Origin of the sequence: Bradyrhizobium cosmicum, assembly GCF_007290395.2 — a bacterium.
GTDB classification, from domain to species: domain Bacteria; phylum Pseudomonadota; class Alphaproteobacteria; order Rhizobiales; family Xanthobacteraceae; genus Bradyrhizobium; species Bradyrhizobium cosmicum.
Genome location: NZ_CP041656.2, coordinates 2699926 through 2715010, shown reverse-complemented (window position 1 = coordinate 2715010; position 15085 = coordinate 2699926). Strand labels below are relative to the sequence as shown.

Genomic DNA, 15085 nt, shown 5'->3' with positions numbered 1-15085 from the left:
CCGGATTGCGCTGCGCTCCATCCCGGCTACGAAACGTCAGCGCCCCATCGCCTGATAGATCAGCGTCTTCAACGCCAGCTGAATCCGGCCGCGCTGCGACGGTGTCTGCACCATGAAGATCCCGAACACATCGTCTTCGGGATCGATGAAGAAGAAGGTGCCGCCGACGCCGTCCCAGCGATATTCGCCGAGCGGCCACGACGTGCCTGACGGCACCGAGGTGCGGACGGCGAAGCCGAGGCCGAAACCGGAACTCCCGCCCGGATAGTAATTCTGGTCGCGCGCGATCCCGGTCTCGGGGCCGACGTGGTCCGACGCCATCAGCGCGATGGTCTCGGGCTTGAGATAGCGCCGCCCCTCGTAGCTGCCGCCGTTCAACAGCATCTGCGTGAAGCGGGCATAGTCGCCGATTGTGCCGACCATGCCGGCGCCACCCGATTCCCATGCCACCGGCCGCCTGATATCGCGCAGCTGCGTCGTCGGATTGATGTTGCGGTCGGCCGGCATCGGCTCGGCGATACGCGGGAATTTGGCGGGATCGGCAACGAAGAACGCCGTCTCGGTCATGTGAAGCGGATCGAGCAGCCGCTCCTTCTCGAACTGCAGCAGCGTCTTTCCCGAGATCACCTCGACGACACGACCGAGCACGTCGGTTGAATGGCCGTAGTCCCACACCGTGCCGGGCTGCTCGACCAACGGCAGCGTGGCGACCTTCGCCACGAAATCGGCATTGCTGAGATCGCTGTCGAAGAGGTTAGCCGCGGCGTAGAGCTCTCGCACCGCGCCGCCGCCTTGATAGCCGTAGGGCAAACCCGCGGTATGGCGCAGCAGATCCCTGATCGTGACCGGACGCTCCAGCGGCTCCAGCACCAGCGCAACCTTGCCGTCCTCGGCCTTCTTCTCGACGCCGACCTTCATCCCGGCAAACGCCGGAATGTATTTCGCGACAGGATCGTCGAGCGAAAGCCTGCCCCCCTCGACCAGCATCATCGCCATGACTGACGTGATCGGCTTCGACATCGAGTAGAGGCGGAAGATCGTGTCCGCGCTCATCGAAATTTCAGTGACGACGTCGCGGACGCCGAACTGCTGGTAATAGACCGGCTTGCCGTGCTGCTGCAGCAGCAGAATCGCACCCGGGATCTTGCCAGTCGCAACCTCGTTCCGGATGTAGTCGGAGATTTTTGCCAGGCCTTCGGGCGAGAAACTGTGCGCTGCGCGTCCATCCGGACCCGCCGTCGCGCCCACGGCCCCGGACAGAAGGACGAGCGCCGCGATCAAAGCGCGGCGCCCGAACGCATCACTTCTCCATGGCTTCATAGACCAACTGCTTCAATGTCCGCTGCACGCGCTGGCGCTCGGTCGGGGTCTGCTCCAGCAGAACAAAGAACATGTCCTGCTTGGGGTCGATCACGAAATAGCAGCCGGAGGCGCCGTCCCACTTCAATTCGCCGAGATTGCCGGGCGGCGGCGGTTTGGCATTGCCGGGATCGGTGCGGACCGCGAGCCCGAGGCCGAAGCCAAAACCGTCCCCAGGAAAGTAGAAGTAATCACGATCGACGCCGGAACCCGGGCCGACCTGGTCGGTCACCATCAGCTTGAAGGTGTCGGGCTTGAGGATGGTCTTGCCGTCGAGGCTGCCGCCGTTGAGCAGCATCTGCGCAAAGCGCTCATAGTCCGCCATGGTCGTGACCATGCCGCCGCTGGCGAACTGGATCTTCTTGACGACGGTCGGATCGTTGATCCGGCCGACCCGGAAATCACTGTCGTTCGGCACCGGCTGCGCCAGGAGCTTCTGCTTCTCGGGGTCGGTGACGAAGAACCCGGTGTCGACCATGCCGAGCGGGCCCAACAGCTTCTCCCGCATGATGTCGATTAACGGCTTGCTGGTCGCGACCTCCATCACGCGCGCCAGGATGTCGGTGGAATGGCCGTATTGCCAGAGCGCGCCCGGCTGATTGTGCAGCGGCAGTTTCGCGATCCGCTCAGCAAACTCGGCAAGGTCGAAATCGCCGGCATAGATGTTGGCGTCGCGATAGGCCTTGCGCACCAAGCTGTCGCCATAGAAGCCATAGGTGACGCCGGACGTGTGGCGCATCAGGTCGAGCACGGTCATCGGCCGCGTGGGCGGCACGAGCTCGAGCGACTTGGTGCCGTCGTCGGCCTTCTTCTCGACGCCGACCTTCACATTGGCGAAGGACGGGATGTATTTCGAGACGGGATCATCCAGCTTGATCTTGCCGTCCTCGATCAACTGCACCGCGACGACGGACGTGATCGCCTTGCTCATCGAGAACAAGCGGAAGATCGTCTTGTCCGTGATCGGCGCCTTGCTCGCCACGTCCTGCACGCCGAACGCTTCGTGGTAGACCGGCTTGCCATGCTGCTTGATCAACACGGTTGCGCCGGCGATCTTGCCGGTCGCGACCTCGTTCTTGAAGAACTCGCTGATCCTCGAGAGCTTCTCCGGATTGAAATGCGCGCCGGCCGGAATCTCGTAGGTGCCCTCAGCGCGCGCGAGCGTGACCGCACCTAACGCGACCAGCGTGCCGCAGACGAACGAGCGCAGTCCAGACCGTGAAATCATAGCCCCTCCCCGGAACGTGGCGGGCGGAGTGTACTGACGGCGTCATCAGGCACAAGGGCCGCTGTGTCGCGCAAGCGCCTGGGCATGAAGCCTGGCGCTCGGCTCTGCAAAGCAGCAGAACACGACGCGAGCAACGGATGGCGCGGCCGGGAGCCCTTCAATCATCGTGTGAACGGCGATATCGGCTGCCCGGTCGGCGGGGAAACGGAAAACGCCGGTCGAAATCGCGGGGAATGCCACCGAGGTCAGTTCGTGCTCCCGGCACAGCTCCATCGAGCGGCGATAGCAGGAGGCCAGCAGATCGTCCTCGCCCAGCGTGCCGCCATTCCAGACCGGTCCGACGGTGTGGATCACATGCGCGGCCTTGAGCCGATAACCCTTGGTGATCCTGGCGTCGCCCGTTTTGCAGCCGTGGAGCGTACGGCATTCTGCCACCAGGTCCGGCCCGGCCGCCCGATGGATCGCGCCGTCAACGCCGCCCCCGCCAAGGAGCGACGTGTTGGCTGCGTTGACGATGGCATCAACGCTCAGTGTGGTGATGTCAGCAACGATGACCTCGAGCTGCGCGCCGCCGAACCGGCGCGTCAGCGCGGGCACGCATCAGGCCGCGACAGCGACGCCCTTCTCGGACAAGAGCTGCTGCAATTCGCCAGCCTGGAACATCTCGCGGACGATGTCGCAGCCGCCGACGAACTCGCCCTTCACGTAAAGCTGCGGGATGGTCGGCCAGTTCGAGAATTCCTTGATGCCGTTGCGCAGCTCGGCAGATTCCAGAACGTTGAGGCCTTTATAGCCGACGCCGATGTGGTCGAGGATCTGGACGACCTGGCCGGAGAAACCGCACTGCGGAAATTGCGGCGTACCCTTCATGAACAGAACCACGTCGTTCGACTTCACTTCGTTGGCGATGAATTCCTCGATGCTCATATCCATGTCCTTCTGGGGCGGAGCCCTAACCAATCACTCCGGGCCGGCTCAGCCGATTTAACCCGATACCTGCCTATATATGTAGCCCAAACCGTTGTGCATCCAAAGTAAAATGCCGGCGAACAGCCCCTCGGCAGCCGATCGTGAGGGCATGGGGCCCATTACATGATGGCACGAATATCATCACCGGGCAGGACTTTCATACCGTAACGGAGCCCCTATCTAGGACAAACCCCGGTTTTGGAACCGGGCAACGCGAACAACGTTCTCTTGTCCTGTCTGGAGAAAAACGTGACGAAACAAGCCTCCGCTACGGCCACCTCCCCGATTTCGTCACCGTCCTCCGCCCCGGGCAACCTCGCCCAGCGGCTGGAAGACGCATTTCTCACCGTCCGCAACGAGACCGAGCGGCGGGCCGCTCCCCTGTCGCCCGAGGACCAGCAGATCCAGTCCATGCCGGACGCAAGCCCGGCGAAATGGCACCGGGCGCACACCACCTGGTTCTGGGAGCAGTTCCTGCTCGGCGAGCACGCGCCCGGCTACCGGCCCTTCCATCCCGATTTCGCGTTCCTGTTCAATTCCTATTACGTCAGCGCCGGCCCGCGCCATGCACGGGGGCATCGCGGCGACATCACCCGGCCGAGTGCTGGCGAGGTCGGCGCCTATCGAAAATATGTCGACGCGGCTGTCGTCAAATTCTTCCGCGAGGCCGGCGAGGACAAGCTTCAGGCCTTGGCGCCGCGGGTCGAGGTCGGGCTCAACCACGAGCAGCAGCACCAGGAATTGATGTTCACCGACATCCTGCACGCCTTCGCACAAAATCCGGTCTCACCGGCTTACGATCCGAACTGGCGCTTTCCGGCCGCGACACGGACGGGCGAAAATTGGTTGTCTCTGAACGAAGGCATTCACACCGTCGGGCATGTCGATGACAGCTTCCATTTCGACAACGAGAAGCCGGCGCATCGCGCCTTGGTCGGCCCGGTCAAGATCGCCCGCAATCTCGTCACCAACGCCGAATGGCTCGCCTTCATGCGCGACGGCGGCTATGCGAAAGCGACCCTGTGGCTGATGGACGGCTTTGCTTCCGCCAGCAAGGAAGACTGGCAGGCTCCGGGCCATTGGCGCGAGGTCGACGGTCAATGGCAGGTGATGACACTGGCGGGGCTCAAGCCGATCGATCCCGACGCCCCGGTCTGCCACATCAGCTACTACGAGGCCGATGCGTTTGCGCGCTGGGCCGGAAAGCACCTGCCGACCGAGATGGAATGGGAGGTTGCGGCCCGCGCGGGCGCGCTCAACGATGCCTTCGGCATCGTCTGGCAGTGGACCCGTTCCTCCTATTCACCCTACCCCGGCTATCGCGCGGTCGAAGGCGCGCTCGGCGAATACAACGGCAAGTTCATGGTCAACCAGCTGGTGCTGCGCGGCTCCTCGCTCGCAACCCCGGAAGGGCACAGCCGTATCACCTATCGCAACTTCTTCTATCCGCACCACCGCTGGCAGTTCACGGGATTGCGGCTCGCCGATTACGAGTAAATTCACATCCGACGACAAATGCGCGCCGGACAGCGCGTTCAGGAGAGTATCATGAATGTGCACGCCAGCGCTTTGGCCGAAGCCCATCTTCCCGACGAGCAGACCACCGCCTTCGCCCGCGAAGCCATCGAGGACCTGTCGCAGCAGCCGAAAAAGCTGTCGCCGAAATATTTCTACGACGCGACCGGTTCGGAGCTGTTCGAGGCGATCACGCGCCTGCCGGAATATTATCCCACCCGCACCGAGCTATCGATCCTGAAGGAGCGTGGCAGCGAGATCGCGAAGATCATTCCGGAGCATGCGGCGCTGGTCGAGTTCGGCGCGGGCGCGACCACGAAGGTCCGCCTGCTGCTCAACCAGTGCAAGTTCGCGGCCTATGTGCCCGTCGACATCTCCGGCGATTTTTTGAAGGCGCAGGCCAACGGCCTGAAGCGGGACTTTCCGTCGCTCGGCATCTATCCGGTGGCAGCCGATTTCACCACCCCGTTCGAGCTGCCAAAGGCGGTCGCTTCAATGCCCAAGGTCGGCTTCTTCCCCGGCTCGACCATCGGCAATTTCGAGCCGGAGCAGGCCCAAGCTTTCCTAAAGAGCGCACGCGAGATTCTGGGTGCGGGAGCTCAGATGATCATCGGCGCCGACCTCGAGAAGGACGAGCGTGTGCTCCACGACGCCTACAACGATGCGGCTGGCGTCACCGCGCGCTTCAATCTCAATGTGCTGGTGCGCATCAACCGCGAGCTCGGCGGCAATTTCGATCTATCCGCCTTCACCCATCGCGCGATCTACAATCGCGAGCGGCACCGCATCGAGATGCACCTGATCAGCAAGAAGAACCAGACCGTGCGGCTGCTCGGCACCAGCTTCTCGTTCCGCCCGGGCGAGAGCATTCACACCGAGAACAGCTACAAATACAGCCTCGAGCGTTTTGCCGCGCTAGCGCAAGGTGCGGGCTGGAAGGTGCGCGAGAGCTGGACGGATGCCGCGAAGATGTTTTCGGTGCATGCGCTTGAGGTGGCGGAGTAACGCTCCAGCCGTCGCTTGCGGCCCATCCTTCGTGACGCCCGCTTCGCAGGCTCCTCAGGAGCGGAGTGCGCGGCAGCAGTTTCATTGACCACCGATGCCGCTTAGCCTCATCCTGAGGAGACCGCGGAGCGGTCGTCTCGAAGGACGAGGCGCTTGCTCAAGCACTACCGCCGGACGCGCTCTCGTGCGCCTCCTCCTCCGGCGCCGCCCCCAGCGACACCGATTCCCACACCGCGACCACGATCATGATCACGGTGGTCGCGACCGACAGCCAGAGCGGCGAGAGATCGGCGGCGAACCAACACAGCGCCAGCAACAAAATGATGCCGATGCCGTGCGAGAGCTGGAGGAAACCGCGAATCGCGTGCTTGAACAGGATGGTGCCGACCAGGAATACCAGCGGCCCGCCGATGGTGCTGACGATGGTCCTTACATCGGAATGCCCGGCTGGATGCTTCAACACCAGTTCGTCCGACACCGCGGTGAGGATGATGCCGGCGATGATCGGCATATGCAAATAGGTGTAGGCGAGCCGAGCGAGCCGGCCCGAATCCACGCTTTTCGAGATCAGTTCGGCGCCCGCCTCGGCACCTCTGTGGAAGTAGATCCACCACATCGCGATGCTGCCGATAAGCGCGGAGATAAACGCGATCATGTTCGCCGCATTCCACTCCAGCTCGGCAAAGGTCGCGCCATTGACGACGACGGCCTCGCCGAGCGCGATGATGACGAACAGCGAACAGCGTTCGGCCATATGGCCGCCTTCCACGCGCCAGGCCTCGACCGAGGAGAAGCCGAGCTTCGGGACCCAAAACCGCACCGCTGGCGCAATGTACTCCCAGCCAACCGCGACGATCCACAAAAACAGCCGCGTGTCGCCCTCGACGACACCGCCCGCAATCCACAGCACCGCAGATATGGAAAGCCAGACCAGGATACGGATCGCGTTGTGCCGAACCGCCGTCCGATGCCGCGGGGTTGCAAGCAGCCAGAACGCGGTACGTCCGACCTGCATCGTGGCGTAGGCGATCGCGAACCACAGGCCCCGCCCCTCGAACGCGGTCGGGATCGTCGTCGACAGCACGAGGCCGCCCAGCATCATCAGGAAGATCAGGATGCGGACCGGCGTCAGGTCGGGATCGAGCCAGTTGGTGACCCAGGCGGTGTAGACCCACACCCACCACACCGCGAGAAACAGCACCGTGACATGCACGGCGCCGAGCGGCGTGAAATGGTGCAGCAGCGTATGCGACACCTGCGTGACGGCGAAGACGAAGACGAGATCGAAGAACAGCTCGGCATTGGTGACGCGGCTGTGCTGGTTCGGCACGATGACGCGAAACATCGCGCCGCGCGGATTGTCCGCAGCCATCATCGAGCCCCCGTCCCGATCAGATCAGATGCAGTCGAATCAAGTACCGGGCACCCCGGTTTGCAGCGCCAGCGCATGCAGCACGCCGCCCATCTGGCCTTGCAGGGACCGGTAGACGATCTGGTGCTGCTGGACGCGAGACTTGCCGCGGAAGGATTCCGAGATCACGGTCGCGGCATAGTGGTCGCCATCGCCGGCGAGGTCACGGATCGTCACCTCGGCATCGGGGATTGCTGCCTTGATCATCGCCTCGATATCGTGGGCGTCCATGGGCATTCGGGCTGGCTCCTGTCTCGTCGTCCAATCGCTGCCGGGGTCCCGATCTGGAAAACCAAACTTGCCGGCAGGTCCAAACTTAGCGTGAACGGCCTTCTACGTCACGCCTTCCGGCACTATATCTCCCATCCCGTCAGGATAAAGGCACGACAAAGTGCCGCGCGCGGCAGATCGATCGAAAAGGCGTGAAATCATGAAGCTCCCAGGGCCCGACCACCCCATCACCATCACCCAGAACCCCCGCCGCGTCCGCGTCACGGCTGGCGACATCGTGATCGCCGAGACCAGCAAGGCGCTGACCTTGAAAGAGGCCAAATACCCGGCGGTGCAATATGTGCCGCGGCAGGACGCCAACATGGAGTTGCTGGAGCGCACCGACCGCGTCACCCATTGCCCCTACAAGGGGGACGCGAGCTATTACAGCGTCAAGGCCGACGGCAAGACTCTGGACAACGCGATCTGGACCTACGAGACGCCCTTCCCCGCGATGACCGAGATTTCCGGTCACCTCGCCTTCTATCCGGACAAGGTGAAAATCGAGGAAGTGGGGTAGGCTCACGGGCGCTGTGACGCCGGGCCGATCATGAGGCCGCGTTCCCCCGGTCCGAACAAGGCACAAGATGCCACGCAAGGCCGCAAGACTGGTTGGGGTCTCGTTGCTGGGAGCGGCTGGCGTCCTCCTTGCGGTGGCCGCTGCCGGACTGGGGTTTCGCGCCTATCGCCAGCACCTTGCGATCGAAACCCTCGCGATCCGCTCGCCCAAGGGCGTCCAGGAGGGTGAGTTCGTCGATATCGGCGGCATCAGGCAATGGATTCAAATCCGCGGTGAGGATCGGGATAACCCGGTTCTCCTGTTTGTCCACGGGGGACCCGGAGGCACCACGTTGCCGATCTCGTCGGGTTGGCTGCCGTGGGAAAAGCATTTTACCGTTGTGCAGTGGGACCAGCGCGGCACCGGCCGCACCTATGGCGCGGCTGGTGGCGCGCTCGCGCCAACCATGACACTTGAGCGCATGACGCAGGATGGTGTCGAACTGGCCGAGTATCTGCGAGCGCATCTACGCAAGGAGAGGATAGTCCTGGTTGGGCATTCCTGGGGCTCGTTTTTGGGCATTCACATGGTGAAGCAACGCCCGGATCTGTTCTCTGCCTATGTCGGCGCAGGTCAGGTGGTTGGCAGGACGACATTCGAGAAGGCCTTCGAGCTCACGATCGGGCGCCTGCAAAGGCTTGCGGCAGCCACCAACAATCGCGAGGCCCTGGCGGAATTGGCGCCGATCGCTTCACAACCGACCCTCACCCCGGAAAATCGCCTGATTGCGGACAGATGGAGCAGCGCGCTGGGTCTGCCGCCCGCCGATGGTTTCCAAATTACAGGTCCCGTCCCACCGCTTTTCATGCCCGGGCTCTCGCTGCTCGATTTGTACAATTGGCGAAGAGGTGCGATCTTCTCGGCCAGGTATCTGACCGGACGAAAAGGGCCGATGTTTCAGAGCGACACGGCCTCGCTCGGGTTCGAATTTTCGATCCCGATGTTCTTCATCGAGGGCGAGGAGGACGGCGTGACGCCGGGCGAACCCGCCGAGCGCTATTTCAAAGAGATCACCGCCCCGCACAAGGAGTTTGTTTGGGTCAGCGGCGGCGACCATTTCATTCCGTTCGATCGCCCTGATCAGTTCTTGGCGGAGCTGGTGGCCCGCGTCATGCCCTTCGCACGCGACTGAGGGCCGGAGCAGCGCCCCTACGCCCTGAAGATCGTGAGCCCGAGTATCAGCAGCACCAGGAAGATCACGACGAAGACATAGAACAGGAAGCGGGCGATGTCGGCGGAAGCGGCCGAGATTCCGGTGAAGCCGAGCACGCCGGCCACGATCGAAACAAGTAAGAAGATCAGCGCCCATTTCAGGATCGTCATCGCCAACTCCGACTCAAGGCAGCACGCAGCGGCCGCTCAACCTATTCGGGAACATTAACTGCGGAGCGGGGAACTGGTTCCTCCCGGCCCGTCGCCGGTACCCTGACACAAACTGCGCTTGCTGAATCGGGTTCCGGGCGGCACAGTCGGACCGGGAAAGAAGCGCGACCGGGGCCGCCATGATCACGATGTCACATTCCGCGACGATCGGTGCGGAGGCGGACGCCGCGCCGAAGGCCAGGGCGCGCAATCTGTCGCTGGATCGAACCCGCACCTTCCTGACGCTGGTGGTGCTGCTGCATCACGCCGTCCTTCCCTACACCCATTTCGGTCACACCGATCCCGCATCCTGGATCGGTTTCGACGTCGTCGTGCTCGCCACCGACAGCTTCTTCATGGCGATGTTCTTCTTCCTGTCGGGACTGTTCACGTGGTCCGGCATCGCGCGCAAGGCGCCGCAGGTTTTCCTGCGCGACCGCCTGTTGCGGCTCGGCCTGCCGTTCGTCATCGCGGCCTTCACCGTCATTCCGCTCGCCTATTACGCGATCGCGCTGCGGGCCGATCCCGAACTGACCTTCGCTTCCTTCTGGTGGAAGACGATCACATCAGGCCCGTGGCCGAGCGGTCCGATCTGGTTCGTATGGGTGCTGCTGGCGTTCGACCTGACCGCAAGCCTGCTCTACCGGGTCTCGGCGCATCTGGTCGACCCGGTCAACCGCGTCTCGCTGCGCGGCTTCGACCAGCCGGCCGTGTTCTGGCTGCTGCTCGTCGTCGTCACCGCAATCGTCTACGTGCCGGCGCTGCTCTATTTCGGCGGCAGCAAATGGTTCGAGCTCGGGCCGTTCTCGGTGCAGGCGAGCCGCATCCTGCTCTACTTCGCGTATTTCTTCATCGGCGTCAGCGTTGGTGCTGCGAATTTCGACCGCGGCATCCTCAGCGCCGACGGGCAGCTGCCGAAGAGCCGCTGGACGTGGGTTATCGTGACGCCGATCCCCTATTGCCTGATGTGGGTGATGATCTACATCAAGCGCGAAATCCTCGGCAATCCCGACCCGCAGCCGCATTGGTATCAGGCGATCTACAGCACGTTCTTCGTGCTGTTCTCGGGCTCGATCCTGCTCGCGATCCTCGCCTTCTTCCTGCACCAGAAGTCGCCCGCGCCGAACCTGCTCGACCGCATGCAGGCGGATGCCTACGGCATGTTCCTGGTGCACTACCCGATTGCGCTGTGGATCCAGTACGCGCTGTTCGACTACGGATGGCCGGCGATCGTGAAGGCCGCAATCGGCTTCGTGCTCACGGTGATCCTGAGCTGGGGACTGACGGGGGCCTTGCGGAAAATTCCGGGCGCGTCACACGTGTTGTGAGGACGAGGTCTCTCCACTCGTCATTGCGCGAAGCGAAGCAATCCAGAGTCTCTCCGTCGAGACAGTCTGGATTGCTTCGTCGCTTCGTTCCTCGCAATGACGGAGTTCGCGGCAGCGCTTATGCCGCCTTGCCCCCCATATATTCCGGCAGCCAACGCTCGAACGACGTCCGCAGAGCATCGATCGCAACCGGCGCTTCGCCGGCGATCGCGATCGCATCGCCGCCGGTGGTGCCGATCCGCACGCAGGGCACCTCGCAGCCGCGCATCTTGGCGAGCACGAGACCTGCCTCCGCCTCCGGCACGGTGACGAGATAGCGCGCCTGATCCTCACCGAACCAATAGGCCTGCGAGACGAGCGAAGTCGGCGCCGCCAGCAGCCTGGCCCCGATGCCGCTCGCCATCGCCATCTCGGCCAGTGCGATCAAGAGGCCGCCGTCGGAGAGGTCGTGTACGGCGGTCGCGGTGCCCGCATGGATCATGCCGCGGACGCAGTCGCCGTTACGCTTCTCGGCGGCGAGATCGACCGGCGGCGGCGCGCCCTCCTCGCGACCGCAGATGTCGCGCAAATAGACGGATTGGCCGAGCCAGCCATGGGTCTCGCCGATCAGCAGGATCGCCTCGCCCTCGGCCTTGAAGGCGAGCGACGCCGACTTGGTGAAATCGTCGAGCAGGCCGACACCGCCGATCGAGGGCGTCGGCAGGATCGCGCGGCCGTTGGTCTCGTTGTAGAGCGAGACGTTGCCGGACACGACCGGGAAGTCGAGCGTTCGGCAGGCTTCCGAGATGCCCTTCAGGCAGCCGACGAACTGGCCCATGATCTCGGGCCGCTCGGGGTTGCCGAAATTGAGATTGTCGGTGATTGCGAGCGGCTTACCGCCGACCGCGGTTATGTTGCGCCAGGCTTCCGCCACGGCCTGCATGCCGCCCTGATAGGGATCGGCCTCGCAATAGCGCGGCGTGACGTCGACGGTCAGCGCCAGCCCCTTCGGCCCGTCCTGCACGCGCACGACGGCGGCATCGCCGCCCGGACGCTGCAAGGTGTTGCCGAGAATGACGTGGTCGTACTGCTCCCAGACCCAGCGCTTGCTGCACATGTCGGGCGTGCCGATCAGCTTCTCCAGCGCGGCACCGACGCCCATCGGCGCCGGCACCTCGCGTGCGTGCACGACCGGCAGCGCGGCGGAGGGAACATGCGGGCGGTCATAGAGCGGCGCCTCGTCGCCGAGCTCCTTGATCGGCAGGTCGGCCATGACGTCGCCGCCATGCTTGACCACGAAGCGCTTGCTCGGCGTGGTGTAGCCGACCACGGCGAAGTCGAGGCCCCACTTCTTGAAGATCGCCTCGGCTTCCTTTTCCTTCTCGGGCTTGAGCACCATCAGCATGCGCTCCTGGCTCTCCGAGAGCATCATCTCGTAGGCGCTCATGCCGGTCTCGCGGGTCGGCACCGAATCGAGATCGAGATCGACGCCGAGGTCGCCCTTGGCGCCCATCTCGACCGCCGAGCAGGTGAGGCCCGCCGCGCCCATGTCCTGGATCGCGATGACGCAGCCCTTCTCCATGATCTCGAGGCAGGCTTCCAGCAGCAGCTTCTCGGCGAAGGGATCGCCGACCTGCACGGTCGGGCGCTTCTCCTCGGACTTGTCGTCGAACTCGGCCGACGCCATCGAGGCGCCGTGGATGCCGTCGCGGCCGGTCTTGGAGCCGAGATAGACGATCGGCATGTTCACGCCGGAGGCGGCGGCATAGAAGATCTTGTCGGTATCGGCGAGGCCGACTGCCATCGCGTTGACGAGGATGTTGCCGTCATAGCGGGTGTGAAAACGCACCTGGCCGCCGACCGTCGGCACGCCGAAGGAATTGCCGTAGCCGCCGACGCCGGCGACCACGCCAGAGACGAGATGCCGGGTCCTGGCGTGCTCGGGGGCGCCGAAGCTCAGCGCATTGAGGCAGGCGATCGGACGCGCGCCCATGGTGAAGACGTCGCGCAAAATGCCGCCGACGCCGGTGGTCGCGCCCTGATAGGGCTCGATATAGCTCGGGTGGTTGTGGCTCTCCATCTTGAAGACCACCGCCTGGCCGTCGCCGATGTCGATCACGCCGGCGTTCTCGCCGGGGCCCTGGATCACCCAGGGCGCCTTGGTCGGCAGGCCCTTCAGATGGATGCGCGAGGATTTGTACGAGCAGTGCTCGTTCCACATCGCCGAGAAGATGCCGAGCTCGGTGAAGGTCGGCTCCCGCCCGATCAGCTTCAGGATGCGCTCATACTCGTCGGGCTTGAGCCCGTGGGCGGCAACCAGTTCGGGGGTGATCTTGGGTTCGTTCTTCATGGATTCGGGGCTTTCGGCGTGCTGTGGCCGTTCTTAGGAACATCGGGGGCCTACGAAAAGCCCTTTATCAAGCATTTTCCCGCTGTCCCACGTTTTGCAGGCGGGGTCGGCGGGAACAGGAATTGCAAGGCGCTGACGGATCGGATTTAAGGGCTAAAGACCCGTAATTGAAGGCCCATTTCCTTGCACGAATTGACCAAAGCGCCCCCGTCCCGCCGCCCCGACCTGCACATCGCCACCGAGGGCGAATTCAAAGGCTGGCGAACCTGGATTCGCGACAGTTTCGAGAGCCATATCGGCCCGTTCTGGCACAAGATCGAGGACGACGGCAGCGTCCGCAGCGCCTTCCGGGTCGAGAAAAAGCACCTCAACGGCTCCGGAAACGTCCATGGCGGCTGCTTCATGGCGTTTTCCGACTATTGCCTGTTCGCGATCGCCACCCACGAACTGGATGGGCCGGCGGTGACCACCAATTTCGCCTGCGATTTCCTCGACGCGGCACGCGAGGGCGAGCTGATCGAGTGTGTCGGCGAAGTATCCCGCGCCGGCGGCTCGATGATCTTCCTGCGCGGCAAGCTGACATCCGGCGGGCGGCCTCTGTTCACCTTCTCCGGCACGATCAAGCGGGTGAAGCGGAAGCCGGCCGTGCAGCCGAACGCATAGCTCGACACCTTCCCTTTTCGCGTCCCCTCGCCCAGAGTTGGGCCAAGCGCTATCGCGCCGGGGAGCAGAACCAAGGTGCCGCAGAGCACATCAAGGGCGGGCCGCACAGCGGCCTCCGTCGCATCGCCATTGCCATCCACGGCCGCCACCGGCGCGCGCAACTGGCGCGACTACGCGCTGCTGTTCGCGCTCGCCTGTTGCTGGAGCTCGACCTATCCGCTGGCCAAGCTCGCGCTTCCCACCATCCCGCCGATCACCTTCATCTCGGCGCGCTCGCTGATCGCCGCCGCCTTCCTGGTCGCGATCCTGTGGATGCGGGGCATCAGCCTGCCGACCGACGTGAAGGCCTGGAAGCTGTTCGCGGTCCAGCAGCTGATCAACTCGACGTTCCCGTTCCTGATCATCACCTGGTCGCAGCAATATGTGCCGGCGTCGAACACGGTGGTGCTGGCCTCGACGACGCCGATCTTCGCTTTCCTGATCACTTCGCTGATCACGCGGCACGAGCCGGCCACGCTGCTGAAGCTCGCGGGCGCGATCCTCGGCCTTGCCGGCACCATCGTCATCGTCGGCCTCGACGCGCTGCGCGGCTTCGGCAGCGAGATCATCGCGGAGATCGCGATCCTGCTCGCCACCATCTCCTTTGCCTGCGCGACGATCTTCGGCCTGCGGCTCTCCGACTACGACCCGATGGTGGTGGCGGCCGGCTCGCTGCTGTTCGGTGGCCTCGTGCTGCTGCCGCCCTCGCTGATCATCGACCAGCCCTGGACGCTGCACCCGACGCCGACGGCGATCGTCGCCACCATAGTGATGGGTATTGTCTCCAGCGCGCTGGGATTGATGCTGTTCTACATGTGCCTGGGACGGCTCGGTACGCTGACGACCAACGCGCAAGGCTACCTGCGCATTCCGATTGGCGTCGGCCTGTCCGTGCTGCTGCTCGGCGAGAGCGTGCCGTCGAACCTGGCGCTGGGGCTATTGCTGGTCATGGCCGGCGTCGCCGCGATGACGGTGCCGGCGGAACGGCTGAAGTGGCGTTCTCGCGCGTAGCCCGGATGGAGCGAAGCGCAATCCGGGAAAGTCTCTC

15 protein-coding genes are annotated in these 15085 nt (G+C 63.8%); 7 read left to right on the top strand and 8 right to left on the bottom strand.

The annotated features are described in order from the left end of the window. Positions 1–36: 36 nt before the first annotated feature. Genes FNV92_RS12790 through grxD form a run of 4 tightly spaced genes read right to left on the bottom strand, consistent with a single transcriptional unit; the run spans position 37 to position 3514 of the window. A complete protein-coding gene (locus FNV92_RS12790; protein ID WP_143840701.1) occupies positions 37–1320 on the bottom strand; it encodes a serine hydrolase domain-containing protein in 1284 nt (427 codons plus the stop codon). Next, the gene (locus FNV92_RS12785; RefSeq protein WP_143840702.1) at positions 1301–2587 is read right to left on the bottom strand and encodes a serine hydrolase domain-containing protein; all 1287 of its coding nucleotides are present in this window, start codon (positions 2585–2587) and stop codon (positions 1301–1303) included. The genes FNV92_RS12790 and FNV92_RS12785 overlap by 20 nt, the downstream gene beginning before the upstream one ends. Positions 2588–2632: 45 nt before the next feature. Then, positions 2633–3184 carry an O-acetyl-ADP-ribose deacetylase gene (locus FNV92_RS12780; protein ID WP_143840703.1) on the bottom strand — a complete coding sequence of 184 codons (552 nt, stop codon included), beginning with the start codon at positions 3182–3184 and terminating at the stop codon, positions 2633–2635. Between the two features lie 3 nt (positions 3185–3187). Next, positions 3188–3514: a Grx4 family monothiol glutaredoxin gene (gene grxD / locus FNV92_RS12775; protein WP_041748800.1), complete on the bottom strand. Its 327-nt coding sequence runs from the start codon at positions 3512–3514 to the stop codon at positions 3188–3190. 240 nt (positions 3515–3754) lie between these two features. Between grxD and egtB the strand changes: the two genes are divergently transcribed. Both egtB and egtD read left to right on the top strand, forming a co-directional pair. Continuing rightward, positions 3755–5053 carry an ergothioneine biosynthesis protein EgtB gene (egtB, locus tag FNV92_RS12770; RefSeq protein ID WP_168213237.1) on the top strand — a complete coding sequence of 433 codons (1299 nt, stop codon included), beginning with the start codon at positions 3755–3757 and terminating at the stop codon, positions 5051–5053. 51 nt (positions 5054–5104) lie between these two features. Then, the gene (egtD, locus tag FNV92_RS12765; protein ID WP_168213238.1) at positions 5105–6076 is read left to right on the top strand and encodes an L-histidine N(alpha)-methyltransferase; all 972 of its coding nucleotides are present in this window, start codon (positions 5105–5107) and stop codon (positions 6074–6076) included. 157 nt (positions 6077–6233) lie between these two features. Here egtD and FNV92_RS12760 read toward each other — a convergent pair whose 3' ends face one another. Continuing rightward, the gene (locus FNV92_RS12760) at positions 6234–7448 is read right to left on the bottom strand and encodes a low temperature requirement protein A (protein ID WP_168213733.1); all 1215 of its coding nucleotides are present in this window, start codon (positions 7446–7448) and stop codon (positions 6234–6236) included. Positions 7449–7487: 39 nt separating this feature from the next. Beyond that, the gene (locus tag FNV92_RS12755; protein WP_015685068.1) at positions 7488–7724 is read right to left on the bottom strand and encodes a BolA family protein; all 237 of its coding nucleotides are present in this window, start codon (positions 7722–7724) and stop codon (positions 7488–7490) included. Positions 7725–7917: 193 nt separating this feature from the next. On the opposite strand from FNV92_RS12755, the gene FNV92_RS12750 reads away from it, so the two are divergent. After that, entirely contained in the window at positions 7918–8277 is a 360-nt protein-coding gene (locus FNV92_RS12750) for a DUF427 domain-containing protein (protein ID WP_015685067.1), read from the top strand. Between the two features lie 67 nt (positions 8278–8344). Further along, complete coding sequence (locus tag FNV92_RS12745) at positions 8345–9448, top strand: alpha/beta fold hydrolase (RefSeq protein WP_143840707.1); 1104 nt, start codon at positions 8345–8347, stop codon at positions 9446–9448. Between the two features lie 17 nt (positions 9449–9465). Here the strand turns inward: FNV92_RS12745 and FNV92_RS12740 are convergent, their stop codons facing one another. Further along, on the bottom strand, positions 9466–9639 hold the full coding sequence (locus FNV92_RS12740) for a DUF1328 domain-containing protein (protein WP_007612121.1): 174 nt from the start codon (positions 9637–9639) through the stop codon (positions 9466–9468). A 179-nt stretch (positions 9640–9818) separates the two neighbouring features. Here FNV92_RS12740 and FNV92_RS12735 point away from each other — a divergent pair, with 179 nt between their 5' ends. Further along, positions 9819–11006, top strand: a complete 1188-nt coding sequence (locus FNV92_RS12735) for an acyltransferase family protein (protein ID WP_143840708.1) — start codon at positions 9819–9821, stop codon at positions 11004–11006. Between the two features lie 118 nt (positions 11007–11124). On the opposite strand, the gene purL is transcribed toward FNV92_RS12735, so the two are convergent. Then, complete coding sequence (gene purL, locus FNV92_RS12730; RefSeq protein ID WP_143840709.1) at positions 11125–13335, bottom strand: phosphoribosylformylglycinamidine synthase subunit PurL; 2211 nt, start codon at positions 13333–13335, stop codon at positions 11125–11127. 183 nt (positions 13336–13518) lie between these two features. Between purL and FNV92_RS12725 the strand changes: the two genes are divergently transcribed. Then, on the top strand, positions 13519–13998 hold the full coding sequence (locus tag FNV92_RS12725; protein ID WP_015685063.1) for a PaaI family thioesterase: 480 nt from the start codon (positions 13519–13521) through the stop codon (positions 13996–13998). A 75-nt stretch (positions 13999–14073) separates the two neighbouring features. Next, a complete protein-coding gene (locus tag FNV92_RS12720) occupies positions 14074–15048 on the top strand; it encodes a DMT family transporter (RefSeq protein ID WP_143840710.1) in 975 nt (324 codons plus the stop codon). Positions 15049–15085 lie beyond the last annotated feature (37 nt).

Excerpts from the sequence above, each read along its gene's own strand:
- FNV92_RS12755 (WP_015685068.1), bottom strand. The coding sequence starts at position 7,724 with ATGCCCATGGACGCCCACGATATCGAGGCGATGATCAAGGCAGCAATC.
- FNV92_RS12785 (WP_143840702.1), bottom strand. The coding sequence starts at position 2,587 with ATGATTTCACGGTCTGGACTGCGCTCGTTCGTCTGCGGCACGCTGGTC.
- FNV92_RS12735 (WP_143840708.1), top strand. The coding sequence starts at position 9,819 with ATGATCACGATGTCACATTCCGCGACGATCGGTGCGGAGGCGGACGCC.
- purL (WP_143840709.1), bottom strand. The coding sequence starts at position 13,335 with ATGAAGAACGAACCCAAGATCACCCCCGAACTGGTTGCCGCCCACGGG.
- FNV92_RS12790 (WP_143840701.1), bottom strand. The coding sequence starts at position 1,320 with ATGAAGCCATGGAGAAGTGATGCGTTCGGGCGCCGCGCTTTGATCGCG.
- FNV92_RS12745 (WP_143840707.1), top strand. The coding sequence starts at position 8,345 with ATGCCACGCAAGGCCGCAAGACTGGTTGGGGTCTCGTTGCTGGGAGCG.
- FNV92_RS12760 (WP_168213733.1), bottom strand. The coding sequence starts at position 7,448 with ATGGCTGCGGACAATCCGCGCGGCGCGATGTTTCGCGTCATCGTGCCG.
- egtD (WP_168213238.1), top strand. The coding sequence starts at position 5,105 with ATGAATGTGCACGCCAGCGCTTTGGCCGAAGCCCATCTTCCCGACGAG.
- grxD (WP_041748800.1), bottom strand. The coding sequence starts at position 3,514 with ATGAGCATCGAGGAATTCATCGCCAACGAAGTGAAGTCGAACGACGTG.
- FNV92_RS12740 (WP_007612121.1), bottom strand. The coding sequence starts at position 9,639 with ATGACGATCCTGAAATGGGCGCTGATCTTCTTACTTGTTTCGATCGTG.
- FNV92_RS12750 (WP_015685067.1), top strand. The coding sequence starts at position 7,918 with ATGAAGCTCCCAGGGCCCGACCACCCCATCACCATCACCCAGAACCCC.